The organism is Microbacterium sp. AZCO (assembly GCF_039614715.1).
Lineage (GTDB): Bacteria > Actinomycetota > Actinomycetes > Actinomycetales > Microbacteriaceae > Microbacterium.
Genome location: NZ_CP154857.1, coordinates 817,039 through 833,663 on the forward strand (window position 1 = coordinate 817,039; position 16,625 = coordinate 833,663).

The following is a 16,625-nucleotide window of genomic DNA, read 5'->3' on the forward strand; positions in this document are numbered from 1 at the left end:
TTCCTCGCGTGGACGGTGCCGCCGCTGACTGGTTCCTCGATCGTGCTGAGCGAGGAAACCCGGCGAGCATCGTCCAGGCCGGCCCGTCCGGTTCCTCCGCGTGGTCGGAGGGGAATCTGGTGCGACCGCTCGTGCACGGCGCGACCTACTTCGCCCGACTGCATGACGAACTGTCGGCATTGCGTCCCGGTGACCGGGTGTTCTTCACCGACTGGCGGGGGGATGCCGACGAGCTGCTGCAGCCGGGTGGCCCGTCGATCGGCGATCTGCTGTGCACGCTGGCGGCCGCGGGCGTCGAGGTGCGCGGGCTGGTGTGGCGGTCCCACGGTGAGCGCGTGTCTGCCCCGATCAGCGGCGTGTCCAATGTCCGCCTCGGTCGTCGCATCAACGAGGCCGGAGGCGAGGTGCTGCTGGACCAGCGCGTCCGCCTGTTCGGATCGCACCATCAGAAGTTCTTCGTCATCCGCCACCGGGACGACCCGACGCGCGATGTGGCGTTCGTCGGCGGGATCGATCTCTGCCACAGCCGCCGTGACGATGCCGATCACGGAGGCGACCCGCAGGCGCTGGACATGGACTCCCGCTATGGCAGGCGACCGCCATGGCACGATGCGGCCCTCGAGCTCCGTGGTCCCGTCGTCGCGGATCTGCTGGCGGTGTTCGCCGAGCGCTGGGACGACCCTGCCCCGCTGGACCACCGCACCCCGTACCGGATGCTTCTTCAGCGACTCGCCGACATGCCGCGGCATCCGCGTCCCCTTCCCGAGACGGCGACCCCGCCGCCGCCCGCCGGTCCGCATGCCGTGCAGCTGCTGCGGACCTATGGGCGTAAGCGTCCGCCGTTCCCCTTCGCTCCGGCGGGAGAGCGCAGCATCGCGCGCGCGTACGGGAAGGCGTTCACACGTGCGCGCTCGTTCATCTACATCGAGGACCAGTACCTGTGGTCGAGGGAAGTGACCGCCGGGATCGCCCAGGCCCTGACCGACAATCCTCGGCTGCATGTCATCGTCGTGCTTCCTCGGTACCCCGATTCGGACGGCCGTCTGTCTGGGCCTGCGAGCCGATTGGGCCAGCTCCGGGCCATCTCGATGCTGAAACGCGCCGGCCATGACCGCGTCGCCGTGTTCGACCTCGAGAACGACGCGGGAACGCCCATCTACGTCCATGCCAAGGTCTGCATCGTCGACGACATCTGGATGACGTGCGGTTCGGACAACTTCAATCGTCGGTCCTGGACGTCGGACAGTGAGCTCACCTGCGCCGTCGTCGACGACTCCACATCCGACGCGGGGTCGGTCTCCCCGGTGGCGCGTGCGCTGCGCCTTCAGCTCTGGGCGGAGCACCTCGGTGTGGATGCGGAGGATCCCCGGATCCAGGATGCCTCCGACGGCCTCGCCCTCTGGAAGTCCAGCGCCGACGCTCTCGATCGCTGGCACAGCACCGATCGGCGGTCGCCGCGCCCGTCCGGGCAGGTGCGACACCATCACACCGAGCCCGTGTCGCGCGTGCAGCGCCTCTGGGCCCGCCCGCTCAACCGCCTCGTGTTCGACCCGGACGCCCGCCCCCGCCGCCTCCGGCGAACAGCCCAGTTCTGACCGCACCGCGCAGGTGAGGGGCTGCTGTTCCCCCCTCGCAACCAGCGCGACGGAGGCCTTGAGCACGGCCCGATGAGTTCGTAAAATCCCGCACCGAAAGGAGCGATCTGATGGACGGACCAGATCTTCTCGCGGCGCGACTTCTCCGGGCGATGGTCGCCGACGACGTCGACGCCGTGGCTCACCTCGTGGTCGAGATCGAGGACAGCGCCTACGCCGGGCTCGTCGCGACGGGACTCGCGCAGTCCTACATCGCGGAAGTGCTCAAGACGGCCAGACGCGAGCCCTTCCTGCGGGCACTCGAGGCGCGCATCCTCGAGCTGACAGCCGCGGCCGAGGAGAAGAAGAACGACCCGGTCTGATCGGCTCCTCGACGAAGCGGATCGTCTCATGCGAAGAGCTCGTCGAACGCGTCTGTACGCACGCGTGGCCCCGCGGCGGCCCGCTCGATCGCCGGCTCGGGCCGGACAGCGTCGGTGCTGACGGAGTCCATCAGAGCGCGCGCGGCGTGCGTCAGGAACCTGCTCGGCTTCGCGGCGACGTGCTTGGCCATGAAGGCGGTGGGATGCGTGGGCAGCTGCGAAGGCACGTACACGTCGAGCGTGTCGCGTGCGCGGGTGAGCGCGACGTAGAAGAGGCGCCGCTCCTCCGCCAGGCCGGCGGCGGAGCTGAGCGCCATGTCGGACGGCATGGCGCCGTCGTTGGCTCGCAGGAGGTGGACGGCGTCCCATTCCAGACCCTTGGCGGAGTGGATCGTCGACAGGGTGAGCCAGTCCTCGTCGAGATGCGGCTGCTTCGCCCAGTCGCCGGCGACGTTCACCGGATCGATCGCCTGTTCGCTGACGAACGTGCGGAGATCGCTGTGTCGCGCGGCGGCCTGGGCAATGCCGTCGACCTCGGTGACTCGACGCTGCCAGTCCGGATAGTGCGCGCGCAGCAGCGGGTCCACCGCGCCTCGACACGCCTCGACCAGTTCGGCCACAGCGGTTGCGCCGTCGACCGCGCTCAGCATCGAGAGTGTGGACGCAAGACCGGTGCGCGCCTTCGGGGGTGCCGCCGCGACGACGTCGGCCGCGCGATCGACGCCTCCGTCTGCAAGCATCCTGGCGAGTGATCGAGCACTGGCTTTGCCGATCGCGCGGTGCCGCGTGAGCAGGCGGTACCACGACACCTCGTCCGCCGGATTGAGCACGACGCGAAAGCTCGCGAGGAGGTCGCGCACGTGCGAGGTCTCGAGGTACCCGATCCCGCCGAACTTGTGGAACGGGATGCCGCGCACGGCGAGCTCGACCTCCAGCTGTGCGCTGTGGGATCCGGTGCGCATCAGAACGGCCTGGGAGCGCAGGGACACGCCGTCGATGTGGGCGGCGAGGATGCGGTCCGCGACGGTGCGGGCCTCGTCGTCGGCGTTTCGGCAGGTGACGAGCGTCGGCCGGCCGCCCGGCTGCGCTCGGTCGGCCACCAGCCGCAACCTCAGGTCGCCCGGCCGCACCTCGTTCGCGAGGTCGAGGATCGGCTGCGTCGAACGGAAGTTCCGTTCGAGACGGACGAGTGCGGCGTCGGGATAGGCCTCGACGACGTCGAGCAGCTGTCCGGCGCTCGCTCCCCGGAAGGCGTAGATCGCCTGCGCGTCGTCGCCGACGACGGTCAGCCCACGGCCGTCGGGGCTGAGCCCGCGGACGATGTCGACCTGGAGCTGGTTGACGTCCTGGTACTCGTCGACGAGCACCCAGTCCCACCGTGCCCGCAGCCGCGCTCCGACATCAGGATCAGCGACCAGCGCGCGCCAGGCGATGAGCAGGTCGTCCAGGTCGAGCAGGCCCCGCTCGCGCTTCCGCTCCCGGTAATGGCGTAACAGGCCGGCGATCGCGTCGGAGTGCTCGAGCGCCCAGGGGAACTGCTCCTCGATGACCCTGCGCGCCGGGGTCACCGTGTTGATCGCCCGCGACGCGATATCGGCGATGGTGCGTGTCGTGGGCAGACGCACCTCCGTGCCGTCGAGCCCGTGCTCCGCGCGCAGCAGATCCATCAGGTCGATGACGTCGTCCGGATCGATGACGGTCAGGTCCTCCAGCCCGAGGTGCTGTGCGTGCTCGGCGACGATCCGGTGCGCGACCGCGTGGAAGGTGCCCCCGGCGATGCGCTGCGCCGCCTGGGCGTCGCCGCACATCACCGCAGCGCGAGCGAGCATCGCGGATGCCGCGCGCCGGGTGAACGTCAACAGCAGGATGCGTTCCGGGGCGACCCCGGCCTCCAGCAGTCGTGCCACGCGGGCGGTGAGCACGCGCGTCTTCCCCGTGCCGGCCCCGGCCGCGACGACGAGCGGTCCCTGCCCGTGCTCGACGGCCTCCAGCTGTGCCGGATCCAGCCCGGCGAGCGCATCAGATACTGCCACGGAGGCGACGGTAACGGGCCCCCCGGACATTCAGCCGTCACGATCGGCCGACGGAGCGGATCAGGCCGCGTTGATGCGCGCGAGCTCGGAGCGCCAGTTCTCGGGGACCCGGCCGGCGGGCCCGGGCGAGGGCTGGTCGTCGGGTCGGGACTCGGGCGGAGCGAGCGGCGGACCCTCGACCGTCTCCTCCTCGAGGTAGTCCCAGTACCAGGTCTCGCCGGGCTCGAAGCTGCGGATGTACCGGTGGCCGCTCTGGCGGAAGTGGGCTGTGGCGTGCTTCGCGGGCGAGGTGTCGCAGCATCCGATGTGACCGCACGCTGCGCAGCGGCGCAGGTGCACCCACCATCCGCCCACGTCTTCGCACTCGGCGCAGCCGGTCCCGGTCGGTGGAATGCGCGGGTCGATCTGCGGATCGGTCACGGTGCCCCCCTGAGAACGAGTCGTCTTCGCACTATAGGCACTTCGGCGCCGGCTCGCCCGCCTTCGGCCCACCGCCCGGACTACCCTGTCCCCCATGGGCGGCTATGTGACCGACGAGACCATCGCTCCGAGACTCACGGACGAGCAGTGGGAGAAGCTGTGCGCACGGGCTGAGGCGCGGGATGCCGCAGACGGTGAGCACGTCTTCCGCACGGGGGATGCCGACTACCCGATGATCCTCGTCGAGGAGGGGGAGGTCGAGGTCGTCCGCGACGCCCTGTGGTGGATCGGCGAGGAGGTCGTCGCGCTCATGGGGCCGCGGTCGATGGTCGGCGAGCTGGGACTGCTCAACGGACAGCGGGCCTTCCTGTCCGCGCGCGCGAAGGGGCCGGCGCGCGTGCGCGCCCTCTCTCGGGAGAACCTGCGCCGCATCATCTCCGAGGAGGACGAGCTCGGCGAACTGATCCTGCACGCGCTGTGGGCGCGTCGCGAGTCGCTGCGCAGCGGTCCCGCCGCGCTGACGCTCAAGTTCGTGGGCAGGGGAACGTCCCGCGAGTTCCTGGCGCTGCGCCGCTTCGCGGAGCGCTTCGACCTCGTCCACACCGCGATCGCCGTCGACCAGGTCGAACCGCATCCGGGTCACAGTTACGTCGAGGCCGATCTGCCCATCGCGTTCGTCCAGGGGGAGGCGTTCCCGCGCGCGACTCCGGGAGTCGTCGCCGAGCAGCTCGGTCTCAGCTACGAGCCCGGCGCCGAGTCGGTCGTCGACCTCGTCGTGATCGGCGGCGGCCCCGCGGGGCTCGCCGCAGCGATCTACGCGGCGTCCGAAGGGCTCAGCACCGTGCTGCTGGAAGCCGTCGCGCCCGGCGGCCAGGCGGCATCCACCTCCCGCATCGAGAACTTCCTCGGATTCCCTTTCGGGGTGAGCGGCGACCGGCTCATCGGTCAGGCGACGCTGCAGGCGATCAAGTTCGGTGTGCGGGTCTGCGCGCCCTGCGAGGCGGTCGACCTGCGGCCGGTCGATGACGCCATCGAGGTGACGCTGTCGGACGGGCGCGTCATCCGCTCGCGCACGGCGATCGTGACCTCGGGCGCCGCGTACCGCACGCTGCATCTGGACCGCTGGGAGGACTTCGAGCGTTCCGGCATCTTCTACGCGGCGACACCGCTGGAGCTGAAACAGGTCGCGGGGTCGCCGGTCGTCGTCGTCGGCGGGGCCAATTCCGCCGGGCAGGCGGCGCTCTACCTGTCGTCGAACGGATCACCGGTGCATCTCGTCGTGCGCGGTGCCGACCTCGGCACCCGCATGTCGGCGTACCTCGTGGACCGCATCACGGACGACCCCCGGATCAGCCTGCACACCGAGTCGAACGTGGTGCGCCTCGACGGCAACGGCACGCTGCAGTCGGTCCGGATCGACACGGCGGGCGACGTCGACGCCAAGGGGCTCTTCTGCTTCATCGGCGCCGACCCCGCCGCGGCCTGGCTGCCGGGCGTCGATCGAGACGGATCGGGGTTCATCCGCACCGGCACCGACGTGACGACGCAGACCCTCGGCCACTGGCAGCGCCTCGGCCGCGAGCCGCTGCCGTTCGAGACCTCGATCCCGCGCGTCTTCGCCGCCGGCGACGTGCGTCGCGGGTCGATGAAGCGCGTGGCCGCCGCCGTCGGCGAGGGTTCGAGCGCCGTGGCCTCCGTGCACCGCGCTCTGGCGGGCTGACGCTCGGCCTCACGACCGCCCGCCGACGACCCGCCTCACGTGGCTCGGTTCTCCGCGTTCTGCGGCCGGACTTGCGCAAGCCACTGATCGAAGGTCTGCCGGCCGCGCTCCGCCTCGTCGGAGGGCAGGTTGAGGCCGGCGCGCATTCCCTTCATCTGCTTCCCGGGCAGCGAGACCGCGAGGACGGGCCCGCGGTGATCGATGGCCCGCGCGTAGCGCTTGATCAGTTCGGAGAGCTCCTCCTCGCGGGGGCCGGCGATCTCCTTGACGCTCTGGAGGGGAGTCCCGGATGCTGCCGTGACGAGGTGCTCGCCGACCTCACTGGCGGCGATGGGCTGTGTACGAGCGCGGGGTGCGAGGTGCAGCGGCCCCAGCCGCGCCTGATCGAACATCTGCGCCGCGAACTCGTGGAACTGGGTGGCGCGAACGATGCTCCAGGGCAGGGACGACCGGATGTAGAGCTGTTCCTGGGCGAGCTTCCCGGCGTAGTAGTCGGGCGGATTGCAGTCGACGCCGACGATGGACAGCAGAACGACGTGGGACACGTTCGCGCGACCGGCTGCGGACAGCAGGTGGCCGCTCGTCGTCTCGAAGAACTCGGTCGCCTTCCGCGCGTTCATCGTCGAGACGTTCGCCGTGTCGATGACGGCATCCACTCCCTCCAGCGCCCCATCCAGCCCGGAGCCCGTCGACAAGTCGACTCCGCGACTGCGGCTCAGGATCGTGACGTCGTGACCGGCGCGACGGGCGGCCTCGACGACCTGACTGCCGACGACTCCGGTTCCTCCTGCGACGGCGATCTTCATCTGTGCTCCTCTCCTCGGTGCTTCCCGGTTTGGTGGGTCGGTGGGTCGGCGGCTCACGCGGACTCAGAACGTGAACCTCAGCACCCCGAGGTCGCTGCGTTCCGCGAGCCCGGGGAAGGCGTTCATCACGGCGATCGCGGCGCGCAGACCCCGAGGCATCCTGTCGACATACGGCGAACGGCTCAGCATCGTGCGATCCGCCAGGCGCAGTCGCGGGTGCCACTTCTCCGGTTCGTGCGGATCGTCGAACGCCGTGCCGCCCGCCGTGTCGATGCCCAGATCGCGGATGGCTCTGACTCGTGGCATGAGTGTGCGTGCGAGCGTCGTGTAGCCGTTCATCACCAGTTCGCCGTGCGGGGCATGCTCCACGAGCCGGTGGACGAGGTGCTCAGCGTCACGCTCCGCGAGGAAGGGGAAGAAGCCGTCGGCGAGGATGACGAGCGGTCTGTCGGACGGCAGGGAGTCCACCCACTCGGCAGAGGTCGCGTCGACCTCGAGCTCATGGTGAGCTGCGGCGATCACCGGCCGCGTGGCGAGTCTCCGGCGCAGGGACATGATGCCGGGAAGGTCGACGTCGAACCACATCGTCTCCTCCGGCGGATCGACGCGCTGTGCACGGTCGTCGAGTCCTGACCCGAGATCGAGCACACAGCTGCGGGGGTTCGCCTCCAGGAACCGGCGAGCGGCGTCGTCGATCAGGCGGGCGCGAGCGGCCACGGTGGATGCCTCTTTCCGAGGCAGGCCGAGATGATCCCAGTCGACCGACACCTCGGCCACCACCACCGAAGCCCAGGTGTCACCGAGTATCGGGCGCCGGCTCTCCGCATCCTGCGCGCGTCCCAGAATCGGCAGGAGCGCCGAACGCTCCACGGGGGAGAGGTCGGGCGGCAGGTCCACGCGGCTCACCGCGGGTCCTCACCGCGCAGCAGAGCGGTGCTCACGACGTCCTCGATGAACTCGCGCTTCTCGCCGAGGAGCGCGGTGACCAGCTCGAGGACGAGGGCCAGCTGCCGCGCCGGTGGCGGGTCATCCCGCAGCCATCCGTGGTCGGCGGCGTCGGCGAACCACGCCGTCAGCTGCTGTGCGCCGGCGTCCTCCGCCTCCGGACGCAGAGCATTGAACGAGTGCCACCCTGAGGCTCGTTCCCACGCGAGGATCCGCGCCGCCTCGGCATGCCCCGCCAGGAAGTCGGCGGTCGCGCCGGCCAGATCTCGCACCAGCCTTCCGAACTCGTCGCGATCGCGGGGATCTGCTCTCTCCGATGCGATCAGCGCTCGGGTCTGCTGTGCGTCCTGCGCCACGCGCGCGAGCACTGCTCGATAGAGACCCTCTTTGTCGCCGAACCGCTGGAAGAGAAGGGCTTTGTTGAAACCGGATGCCGCGCTGATCCGATCCACGCGGGCGCCCTCGTAGCCCCGCTCGGCGAACTCGGCCGTCGCCGCCGTGAGAAGGCGCGCGGTGGATGCCGCCGAATCGCGCTGACGGACGGGCACGGGCATGACGGCATCCTTCGCTAAGTAACTACTTAGTTAGAAATAGCACCCCGCGGACATGAGCGCAATGGTCTGCGTGGGGACGCTCGTCGATCGGAGCTTCACGGCGTCCGCGGCGGCGCCCAGAGCCTCTGCCGGGAGGGTGACGCGACCCGGCGCGACGTGTGATCATGACCTGGTGACCGACGGCTCCCGTTCCCGGCCTGCGATGCCGGTCGATGTCGAGGCCGCGCGCGAGATGTGGGCGCAGTACGCGCGGGCCCGGCCCGAGGCGGTGGCCCTCTCGCCGGAGTACTCGGTGGAGCGCTTCGGCGACTCCGAGGGCCTCGCCGATGAGCTGCTCGAGCTGGTGCTGATCGGCCGCAAGCGGGCCACCGCCGGCCTGGTGGCCGAATTCCTCGCAGAGGGCGATGACGTGCCGCGGATCGGCTCCCACTGGATCGCGTGCGACGGGCGGGGCGTGCCGCGCGTCATCATCCGCTCGGTGGAGCTGCGACTGAGCGCCTTCGACGACGTGGATGCGCAGTTCGCCTTCGACGAGGGTGAGGACGACAGGTCGCTGGAGAGCTGGCGGCGCAACCACCGCCGCTACTGGGAGCGCGTCACGTCTGCGCTCGGCACGACGTGGTCGGAGACCGACGAGATCGTGCTCCAGCGATTCTCGGTGGTGTGGCCACCGGAATTCGCCGACCCGGTTCGCCCGTGAGGATCACTCGCCCAGGAGCCGCGTGACGTCGGACATGTGCGAGCGGATGCTGTCCGGCAGCTCGCGCCCGCGCTCGGGACGCCAGGAGTCGGTGAGGTAGACGATCTTGCCCATCGGGTCGCCCAGCCAGAGGTTGTCGAACGTCGGCGGCGTGGTGAAGGACATGAAGAACGTGCTCTCGCCGATGTACACGAGCGCGAACACCGTCTTCAGGTTCCAGTTGGGGCTGTCGCCATCGGGCTCGAACCGCAGATAGACCGGGCTCTTGTCGATGTCGACGGTGTCGATCGCGAATCCCGCACGCGGATCGTTGAACTCGGGCCATTCGACGCGCACCTGCGGACTCGGCAGCTCCGGCTCCTTCGGGCCGCGCCCGAGTACGTACTCACGCCACGAGCCGCGCTCGTAGTCGTCGTCTTTGCTGTCCAGCCGGAACTCCCGCCCGCCCAAGCCCAGATAGACGCGTCCGTCGGTGCCCGCGCTGTCCACATCTCCGGTGATGACCTGCACGAGGATTCCCGTGATCGCTGACATGACAACCTCCATTCCCTGAGCCGGCTCGGCGGTCGGCGGTTCGGAAGGGAAGAGCGGCAGTGGAGGGATGCTGATACATGCCGGGATGCCGGAGGGCGCTCAACCTGCGGCGGCCCAGGCGACCGCGGGGCAGAAGCCGCGCGCACAATGGTTCCATGGTCGAGATCTCCGACGCGGACTTCGAGGCGATGGTCGGCGAGGAGTACGACGCTCTGCCCACGGAGATGGTGAGAGGCCTCGAGAACGTGGCCATCCTCATCGCGAACCAGCCGGTGGGGGAACGGCCGCGGCTCTTCGGCCTCTACACCGGACGGCCGCTGAAGACCCGCGGCGTGTACGGGTACGGAGAACTCCCCGATCGCATCACCCTGTTCAAGAACAACATGCAGGAGCACAGTCCGGATCTCGACGCCCTTCGGCTGCGGGTGCGCATCACTCTTGTGCACGAGATCGGTCACTATTTCGGGCTGGATGACGCGCGCCTGCGCGAACTCGGGTGGGCCTAGCCGACCCCGCCGAACCGCCTCGAACGAGAAGCTGCCGCGTCCGCGCTCACTCGGCCCCGGCAAGCCGGGGCGCGGCATCCCGTTACTGTTGAAGCGATGGGAAGTGCTCGGGCCGAAGCGGCGTATCTGCGGGCCCTTGCGGCATTCCGGACACCGACCCTCGATCTTCTCCACGGACGGTATGCGCCGTTCGTCGTGGCGGCGCTGTCGATCGTCTTCACGGTCGATCGGCCCGCTGTCGAGATCTCCGACGCCCACGCGGAAGTGGCCGAGATCCTCGACGAGCTGCGGGCAGCAGGCTACGACGAGGGCGACCGGGCGCTGCCGGTCGGCACGGCGCGCGAGATCTGCCGGTACTGGGTGCGCGTGGGGTGGCTCGTGCCCCAGATCGACGGCGACGTCGAGGTGTACCGCCTCACGGCGCACGCCGTGGGCGCTCTCGAGATCACGGGTCGCACGGCCGGCGGCCGCACTCGCGTGAGCAACTCGCGCGTGCGGACTCTGCTCGAATCGGTCGAGCGCCTGTCCGACCACGCCGAGACCGACCCCGCGCAGCGGAAGGCGCGACTGATCCGCGAGCGCGATGCGCTGACCGCGGAGATCGCGCGCCTCGAGGCGGGGGAGCTGGAGGCAATCGACGACGAGCAGCTGCTCGAGGAGGCCGAGAACGTCCTGCACCTCGCCCGCGAGCTGCCGGCCGACTTCACGCGGGTGGCGGAGTCGATCAAGGCGATGCAGCGCGACGTCGTCGCGGATCTGCGCCGCGACGTGCGGCCGACGGGGGAGGTGCTGCGGGAGTATCTGCAGCGCGGACAGCACGTCATGCAGTCCACCGCGGAGGGGCGCGCCTTCGCGGGCGCGCTGCGCCTGCTGGGCGACCCGGACCGCATCGACAGCCTCACCGAGCAGCTGCACTCCCTGCTCGCACAGCCGTTCACGCGGCTCCTCGACGAGGAGCAGCGGCGGGAGCTCGACGCGATCGGAAGGCGGGTGGAGCTCGGCGTGGAAGAGGTGCTGACCGCGCAGCGCCGGGCGTCCCGTGTCATCACCGGTCAGGTGCGCACCCACGACCCGATCCGCGATCGGCAGGTCGACGACCTGCTGCGCGACGTCATGTCGGGGCTCCAGGCCTGGACCCGCAGCTCGTCGTCCGATGCGGCGGTCGAGCCGCTGCGCAGCCTGCCCATGGCCGACATTGGACATCTGCGCCAGTCGCTGAGCGACATCCGTCCCCCCGGCTCTCCTGCGCCGCTCACGGGCGCTGACGAGGAGGCGGAATTCATGGATGCCGACACCCGCGCCTGGGGAGGTCCGCGCTACGCCGAGCTCGAGGCGTACGTCGCCGGCCTCGGCGACCACTTCGATCTCGCCGATGCGTTCGAGGGAGCGGCCGACGACACCCGCCGCCCGGTCGACCTCGTGGGTCTCCTCGAGATCGCGCATCGCAACGGCATGAGCGAGGCTGACGACGTGTCGATCGTCGAAGCCCTCCGCCCCGACGGGACGACGCGTCGCTTCGCGTTCGGATCCGTGATCGCCCGCACCGTGAAGGAGCCCGCCGATGACTGAGACCGCGACCCTCGGCGACGTCGCCGCGGACACCCTCGCCGCCGATCCCGGAGCCGCCGATCCCGTGGCCGCCGAGCCCGCGGACGTCGTCCCAGACGTCGCCGCGAGCGCCGCCTTCATCGAGCCCGCCGCGATGGAGGACGACCTCGCCGAGCTCTTCCCCGGCGACCGCGGAGTCCTCGAGCCCGCGGTGCGCCGCGTGTTCGTGCACGTGCTGCAGCGGCGGTTCCTGCAGGCCGACCGCAATCGCGACGAGTGGACGGTGCTGCTGGACAACCAGCAGCTCATCGAGTCGCGGCTCAACGACCTCTTCGTGCGTCTCGTCGTCGACCACGAGCGCGGCGTCGCGTACAAGCAGCAGGTGCGCTCGGACGAGCTCGAGATGCCGATCCTGCTGCGCGACGCCCCCTACACGCGCTCGGAGACCCTCGTGCTCGTGCACCTGCGCACCGTCTTCCAGCGGGAGTCGGCGGCGGGGGAGCCGGCGGCCCGCGTCGACATCGAGGACGTCGAGCAGACCGTGATGAGCTACTTCGCGGACGCCGACGGCGACACCGCCCGCCGCCAGCGTTCGATCCGCAAGGCGATGGACCGGCTCGCGCGCGACGGCATCGTGGACGAGGAGACGACCGGTCGCTTCCGCATCAGCCCGCTCGTCGAGATCGTGCTGAGCGCGGAGAAGCTACGCGAGCTGCGCGACTGGCTGCGCGCGCAGTCCGATCCCTCGGGCGCGGGGGCCGCGGCATCCATCCCCTCCGGAGACGTCTTCGACGACGACGACGTCGACGACGATCCCGAAGACGACGTCGATGAGGAGTTCGCGCTGTGACGATGCTCGACACGCTGTTCGGGCTCATCCCGGCGGCATCCCGCGGGCAGCAGTGGCTCGCCGAGGACCTGCAGCTCGTGAACTGGGGAGGGTACGACGGCGCGCACCGCGTGCGCTTCTCGCCCGAGGCGACGCTGCTGTGCGGCGGATCCGGCTCGGGCAAGTCGACGCTGATGGATGCCTACATCGCGCTCATGATGCCCCACACCACGCCGTTCAACGGGGCCTCGAACGGGGGAGTGACGGGTCGCCCGCGCGGCGACGAGCAGCGCAACATCCTCTCGTACGGACGCGGCAAGCTCGACGAGTCGCGCACCGAGGAGGGCACGAAGATCCGCGTGCTCCGCGGTGACGGCGAGGACACCTGGACCGCCGTCGCGATGACGTGGGTCGACCACGACGGGACGCGCTTCACGGCGGTCCGCGCCTGGTACATCCCGGCCGCCGCCCGCGTGCTCGAGGACACCGTCCGAGTCCGCGCGACGACCGACCGCGCGTTCGACCTCAGCTCGCTCGAGCAGGCGGCGGCGCTCCGGCTGTCGGACCTCGCGATCCGGAATGCGGGCCTGGATCCCGTCGGCACCGACCGCGAGTTCTCGGCCCGGCTGCACGCCGTGCTGGGCATCGGCGCCGCCGGCGCGGGGGCGAAGGCGATGAGCCTCCTCGCCCGCATCCAGGCCGGCCAGCAGATCACGACGGTCGACGACCTCTACAAGCGCCTCGTCCTGGAAGAGCCCGAGACGATGACCACGGCCGATGCCGTCGTCGCCCACTTCGACGGCCTCGAGAGCACGCGCACGCGCATGCTCACGGCCCGCCAGCAGGTGACGGCGCTCGAACCGATCCCCGAGCTGCGCGGGAAGATCGCGGCCGCGGCCGAACGGGTGCAGCTCATCGACGAGGTGGGCGAGTTCTCCGACCCGGCGTCGCTCGCGACCCTCTGGCGCGCGGAACGGCGCCTAGGGCTGCTCCGCGAGGTCGAGACGGAGCTGCGCGACCGCAAGAACGCGGCGGACATCACGCTGCGCGAGAACCGCGCGCTGGCCGATGCGGCCGAGGCGGAGCGCGACGGCCTCGTCGAGGTGCTGCGGCTGTCGGGCGGCGATCGCCTCGAGACCGCCCAGCGCGAGATCCGCGAGGTCGAGCGCCGCCTGTCCAGCACGCAGCGCAACCGCGAGCTGCTGGATGCCGAGCTGAAGCCGCTCGGCATCGACGTCACGTCTCGCGAGGAGTTCGCCGAGCTCGTCACCCGGGCTCGTGCGGAGCTCGCCGACTCCGACGCGAAGGCGCGTGCACGGCACGCGTTCGCCGACGCCGCCTCGGCGGAGAAGAGCGTCGGCCGGGAGGTCGCCGAGCTCGAGGCCGAGGCGCGGCGAGCGGCGGCTCGCCAGGGCAGCATCCCTCGCCCTCTCCACGAGTCGCGCGAGCTGCTCGCACAGGCGGCGGGCCTCGAGGTGGGCGACCTCCCCTTCGTGGGCGAGCTCATCGAGGTGCGCACCGAGTTCGAGCCGTGGCGGGAGGCGTTCAACCTCGCGCTGGGCGGCTTCGCCACGACGCTGCTGATCGATGCGGCGCATCTCGACCGCTTCCGCTCGGCCATCGAGTCGGTCCGCACGCCGGTGCGGCTGCACTTCGAGGGCGTCCACACGGGGCTGGAGCCGGTCGGCGGGCTCGACGCGCGGACCCTCCCCGGTCGCCTGGACTACCAGAAGTCGCCGTTCACCGGCTGGCTGCAGGAGCGCCTCGAGGACCGCCACGGCTACGTGTGCGTCGACTCGCGCGCCGAGCTCTCGCGTCACCGGATGGCGTTGAGCATCACGGGCCAGGTCTCGCAGGGGAGCCGCGGCGCCCACGGCGGTCACGGGCGCGAGAACGTGCTGGGCTTCTCCAACCAGCGGCGTCTCGCGGAGCTCGGGCAGCAGCTCGACGACGCCCGCGGGCGCCTCGCCGAGGCCGTCGCGACGATGAACGCCGCGAGTCGGGCACTGGACTCCGTGGATGCCGGAACCGCCGTCTACCGGAAGATCGTCGACCTCACGTGGGAACAGGTCGACGTGGATGCGGTCACCGCGGAGCGCGACCGCTGGCTCGCGGTGCACGACGAGGTGACGGCATCCGATCCCGAGATCGTGAAGGTGCAGGACAAGCTCGCCGACATCAAGGTGCGCATCGCCCGTCTGCGCGAGGAGATCGGGCGCACCACGATCGAGCGCGAGCAGATCGAGGCGCAGTGGGGGGACGTCATCGACAATGTCGACTCCGACCAGACGATCATCGACGCCGCGGCGGATGCGGAACGCGTGCTGACCCCCGAGCAGACCGCGTTCCTCGACACCCGGTTCACGGCGGCGGAGTCTTCCGCGCGGACGAGCGCCTCGGACGCGCTCGCGGTCTTCGTGGCTGCGCTCACGACCGCCGCGCAGCGCCTCGCGGAGGACCGTCGCGCGGCCGTCGACTCGCTCGAACAGCAGCGCGACGCGATGCGGCGCATCATGGTCGGCTTCCTCGAGCGCTGGCCCAACCCCAATCTGCTGCCCGATCCACACGCGTCGGCCGGTGACTTCGAGCGGATCCTCGAGGCGCTCAGAACGAGCGGTCTGCACGAGCTGGAGGCCGAGTGGCGCGACAGCCTCCTCAAGCTGTCCGGCAACGACCTGACGAACCTGGATTCGACGCTGAGCCGCTCCATCCGCGAGATCCGCGACCGCATCGAGCCGATCAACGAGATCATGCAGGACCTGCCCTTCTACGACGACGCGCATCGCCTGCAGATCACGACGCGTGAGAACCAGTCCGAGCCGCGGCGCCGGTTCCGCCGCGAGCTGCGCGAGGTGCGCGGGCTCATCGAGGCGGCGTCGACGGATGACGAGCGGGAGCAGGCCTATCGCCGCATGTCGCGGCTCATCGGGCACATGCGACGTACCGCCCCCGACTTCGGCGACCTCATCGATGTGCGCAACCACGTGCGCGTCAGCGCCGAGCGCGTCGACGCGGCGACGAAGAGGCACGTGGCCCTCTACGACCACATCGGCGAGAAGTCCGGCGGCGAGTCCCAGGAGCTCATCGCGTTCATCGTCGGCGCGGCCCTGCGCTATCAGCTGGGGGATGCCGGCGCCGAGCGCCCGCGGTACGCGCCCGTGTTCATGGACGAGGCGCTCATCAAGGCCGACGCGCACTTCACGAAGCGGGCGATCGGCGCATGGCGCGGCCTCGGCTTCCAGCTCGTCATCGGCGCGCCGAACGACAAGTACAGCGCCATCGAGCCGCACGTCGACGTGGAGTACGACATCCTCAAGGACACCCGCGGCCGGTCGTGGGCGAAGCCGAAGGTGGGGCTGCGGGCGTGACATCGCGCCCGGTGATCGGGATCCTGGGTGCCGGTCGACTCGGAATGGTGCTGGCGCGCCTCGCCGCGAACGCCGGCTACCCCGTCCTCGTCGCGGGCTCGGGCGACCCGCGACGGATCACGGTGCCGCGCGACCTCGCCGGCGTGGTGGCCACGACGGCGGCCGAGGTCGCCGAGCGGGCGGACATCGTGATCCTCGCCCTGCCGATCGGCCGGTATCGCACGATCCCGGCCGGGCCGCTGACCGGAAAGCTCGTGATCGACGCCATGAACTACTGGTGGCAGACCGACGGCATCCTCGCCGACTTCACGGATCCGCTCACCTCGAGCAGCGAGGTCGTGCAGCGACACCTCCGGACGACGCGCCTCGTGAAGGCGCTCAACCACATGGGCTACGACGACCTCCTCGACGAGGCCCGGCCGGCCGGCGAGCCGGCGCGGAAGGCGATCGGCGTCGCCGGTGACGATCCCGCCGACGTCGAGGTCGTCTCGCGCCTCGTCGACGACCTCGGGTTCGACCCGGTCGTCGCCGGAGCGCTCGCCGACGGCGTGCGGCTCGAACCCGGCACCGACGCCTTCGGCGCCGACGTCGATGCGGGAGAGCTGCGGACGATGATCGACGGCTTCGCGATGTCGCAGCGCGGGCGTCGCCGATCGGCCGCGCAGCGTGCCGAGTCGCGGGGGACCGCGAGTCCGGAATAGCCGG

At 70.5% G+C, this 16,625-nt stretch carries 15 protein-coding genes; 9 read left to right on the top strand and 6 right to left on the bottom strand.

Going from position 1 to position 16,625, the window contains the following annotated elements:
• Positions 1-8 precede the first annotated feature (8 nt).
• Entirely contained in the window at positions 9-1,595 is a 1,587-nt protein-coding gene (locus tag AAIB33_RS03795) for a phospholipase D-like domain-containing protein (protein ID WP_345802228.1), read from the top strand.
• Between the two features lie 110 nt (positions 1,596-1,705).
• The gene (locus AAIB33_RS03800; RefSeq protein ID WP_345802229.1) at positions 1,706-1,957 is read left to right on the top strand and encodes a hypothetical protein; all 252 of its coding nucleotides are present in this window, start codon (positions 1,706-1,708) and stop codon (positions 1,955-1,957) included.
• Between the two features lie 26 nt (positions 1,958-1,983).
• On the opposite strand, the gene AAIB33_RS03805 is transcribed toward AAIB33_RS03800, so the two are convergent.
• The gene (locus tag AAIB33_RS03805) at positions 1,984-3,990 is read right to left on the bottom strand and encodes an ATP-dependent helicase (RefSeq protein WP_345802230.1); all 2,007 of its coding nucleotides are present in this window, start codon (positions 3,988-3,990) and stop codon (positions 1,984-1,986) included.
• A gap of 60 nt (positions 3,991-4,050) precedes the next feature.
• Entirely contained in the window at positions 4,051-4,410 is a 360-nt protein-coding gene (locus AAIB33_RS03810) for a UBP-type zinc finger domain-containing protein (protein WP_345802231.1), read from the bottom strand.
• 94 nt (positions 4,411-4,504) lie between these two features.
• On the opposite strand from AAIB33_RS03810, the gene AAIB33_RS03815 reads away from it, so the two are divergent.
• A complete protein-coding gene (locus AAIB33_RS03815) occupies positions 4,505-6,130 on the top strand; it encodes an FAD-dependent oxidoreductase (RefSeq protein WP_345802232.1) in 1,626 nt (541 codons plus the stop codon).
• Positions 6,131-6,165: 35 nt separating this feature from the next.
• Here AAIB33_RS03815 and AAIB33_RS03820 read toward each other — a convergent pair whose 3' ends face one another.
• The 3 genes from AAIB33_RS03820 to AAIB33_RS03830 all read right to left on the bottom strand — a co-directional run bounded on the left by AAIB33_RS03820 (position 6,166) and on the right by AAIB33_RS03830 (position 8,435).
• Positions 6,166-6,936, bottom strand: coding sequence for an NAD(P)H-binding protein (locus AAIB33_RS03820; RefSeq protein WP_345802233.1), 771 nt, complete (start codon positions 6,934-6,936; stop codon positions 6,166-6,168).
• 63 nt (positions 6,937-6,999) lie between these two features.
• Positions 7,000-7,842, bottom strand: a complete 843-nt coding sequence (locus AAIB33_RS03825; protein ID WP_345802234.1) for a class I SAM-dependent methyltransferase — start codon at positions 7,840-7,842, stop codon at positions 7,000-7,002.
• Positions 7,839-8,435 carry a helix-turn-helix domain-containing protein gene (locus AAIB33_RS03830; protein WP_345802235.1) on the bottom strand — a complete coding sequence of 199 codons (597 nt, stop codon included), beginning with the start codon at positions 8,433-8,435 and terminating at the stop codon, positions 7,839-7,841. The genes AAIB33_RS03825 and AAIB33_RS03830 overlap by 4 nt, the downstream gene beginning before the upstream one ends.
• Positions 8,436-8,667: 232 nt before the next feature.
• On the opposite strand from AAIB33_RS03830, the gene AAIB33_RS03835 reads away from it, so the two are divergent.
• On the top strand, positions 8,668-9,135 hold the full coding sequence (locus AAIB33_RS03835) for an ASCH domain-containing protein (protein WP_345803373.1): 468 nt from the start codon (positions 8,668-8,670) through the stop codon (positions 9,133-9,135).
• A gap of 3 nt (positions 9,136-9,138) precedes the next feature.
• Here AAIB33_RS03835 and AAIB33_RS03840 read toward each other — a convergent pair whose 3' ends face one another.
• Positions 9,139-9,669, bottom strand: coding sequence for a hypothetical protein (locus AAIB33_RS03840; protein WP_345802236.1), 531 nt, complete (start codon positions 9,667-9,669; stop codon positions 9,139-9,141).
• A 155-nt stretch (positions 9,670-9,824) separates the two neighbouring features.
• On the opposite strand from AAIB33_RS03840, the gene AAIB33_RS03845 reads away from it, so the two are divergent.
• The 5 genes from AAIB33_RS03845 (at position 9,825) to AAIB33_RS03865 (ending at position 16,621) form a co-directional block, all read left to right on the top strand.
• Positions 9,825-10,175 (top strand): metallopeptidase family protein, encoded by a 351-nt coding sequence (locus AAIB33_RS03845; RefSeq protein WP_345802237.1) that lies wholly within the window; start codon positions 9,825-9,827, stop codon positions 10,173-10,175.
• Positions 10,176-10,271: 96 nt separating this feature from the next.
• Positions 10,272-11,744 carry a DUF3375 domain-containing protein gene (locus AAIB33_RS03850; RefSeq protein WP_345802238.1) on the top strand — a complete coding sequence of 491 codons (1,473 nt, stop codon included), beginning with the start codon at positions 10,272-10,274 and terminating at the stop codon, positions 11,742-11,744.
• Between the two features lie 133 nt (positions 11,745-11,877).
• Positions 11,878-12,573 (top strand): DUF4194 domain-containing protein, encoded by a 696-nt coding sequence (locus AAIB33_RS03855; RefSeq protein WP_345803374.1) that lies wholly within the window; start codon positions 11,878-11,880, stop codon positions 12,571-12,573.
• Positions 12,570-15,920 (top strand): ATP-binding protein, encoded by a 3,351-nt coding sequence (locus AAIB33_RS03860; protein WP_345802239.1) that lies wholly within the window; start codon positions 12,570-12,572, stop codon positions 15,918-15,920. The genes AAIB33_RS03855 and AAIB33_RS03860 overlap by 4 nt, the downstream gene beginning before the upstream one ends.
• Positions 15,917-16,621 carry an NAD(P)-binding domain-containing protein gene (locus AAIB33_RS03865; RefSeq protein ID WP_345802240.1) on the top strand — a complete coding sequence of 235 codons (705 nt, stop codon included), beginning with the start codon at positions 15,917-15,919 and terminating at the stop codon, positions 16,619-16,621. The genes AAIB33_RS03860 and AAIB33_RS03865 overlap by 4 nt, the downstream gene beginning before the upstream one ends.
• Positions 16,622-16,625 lie beyond the last annotated feature (4 nt).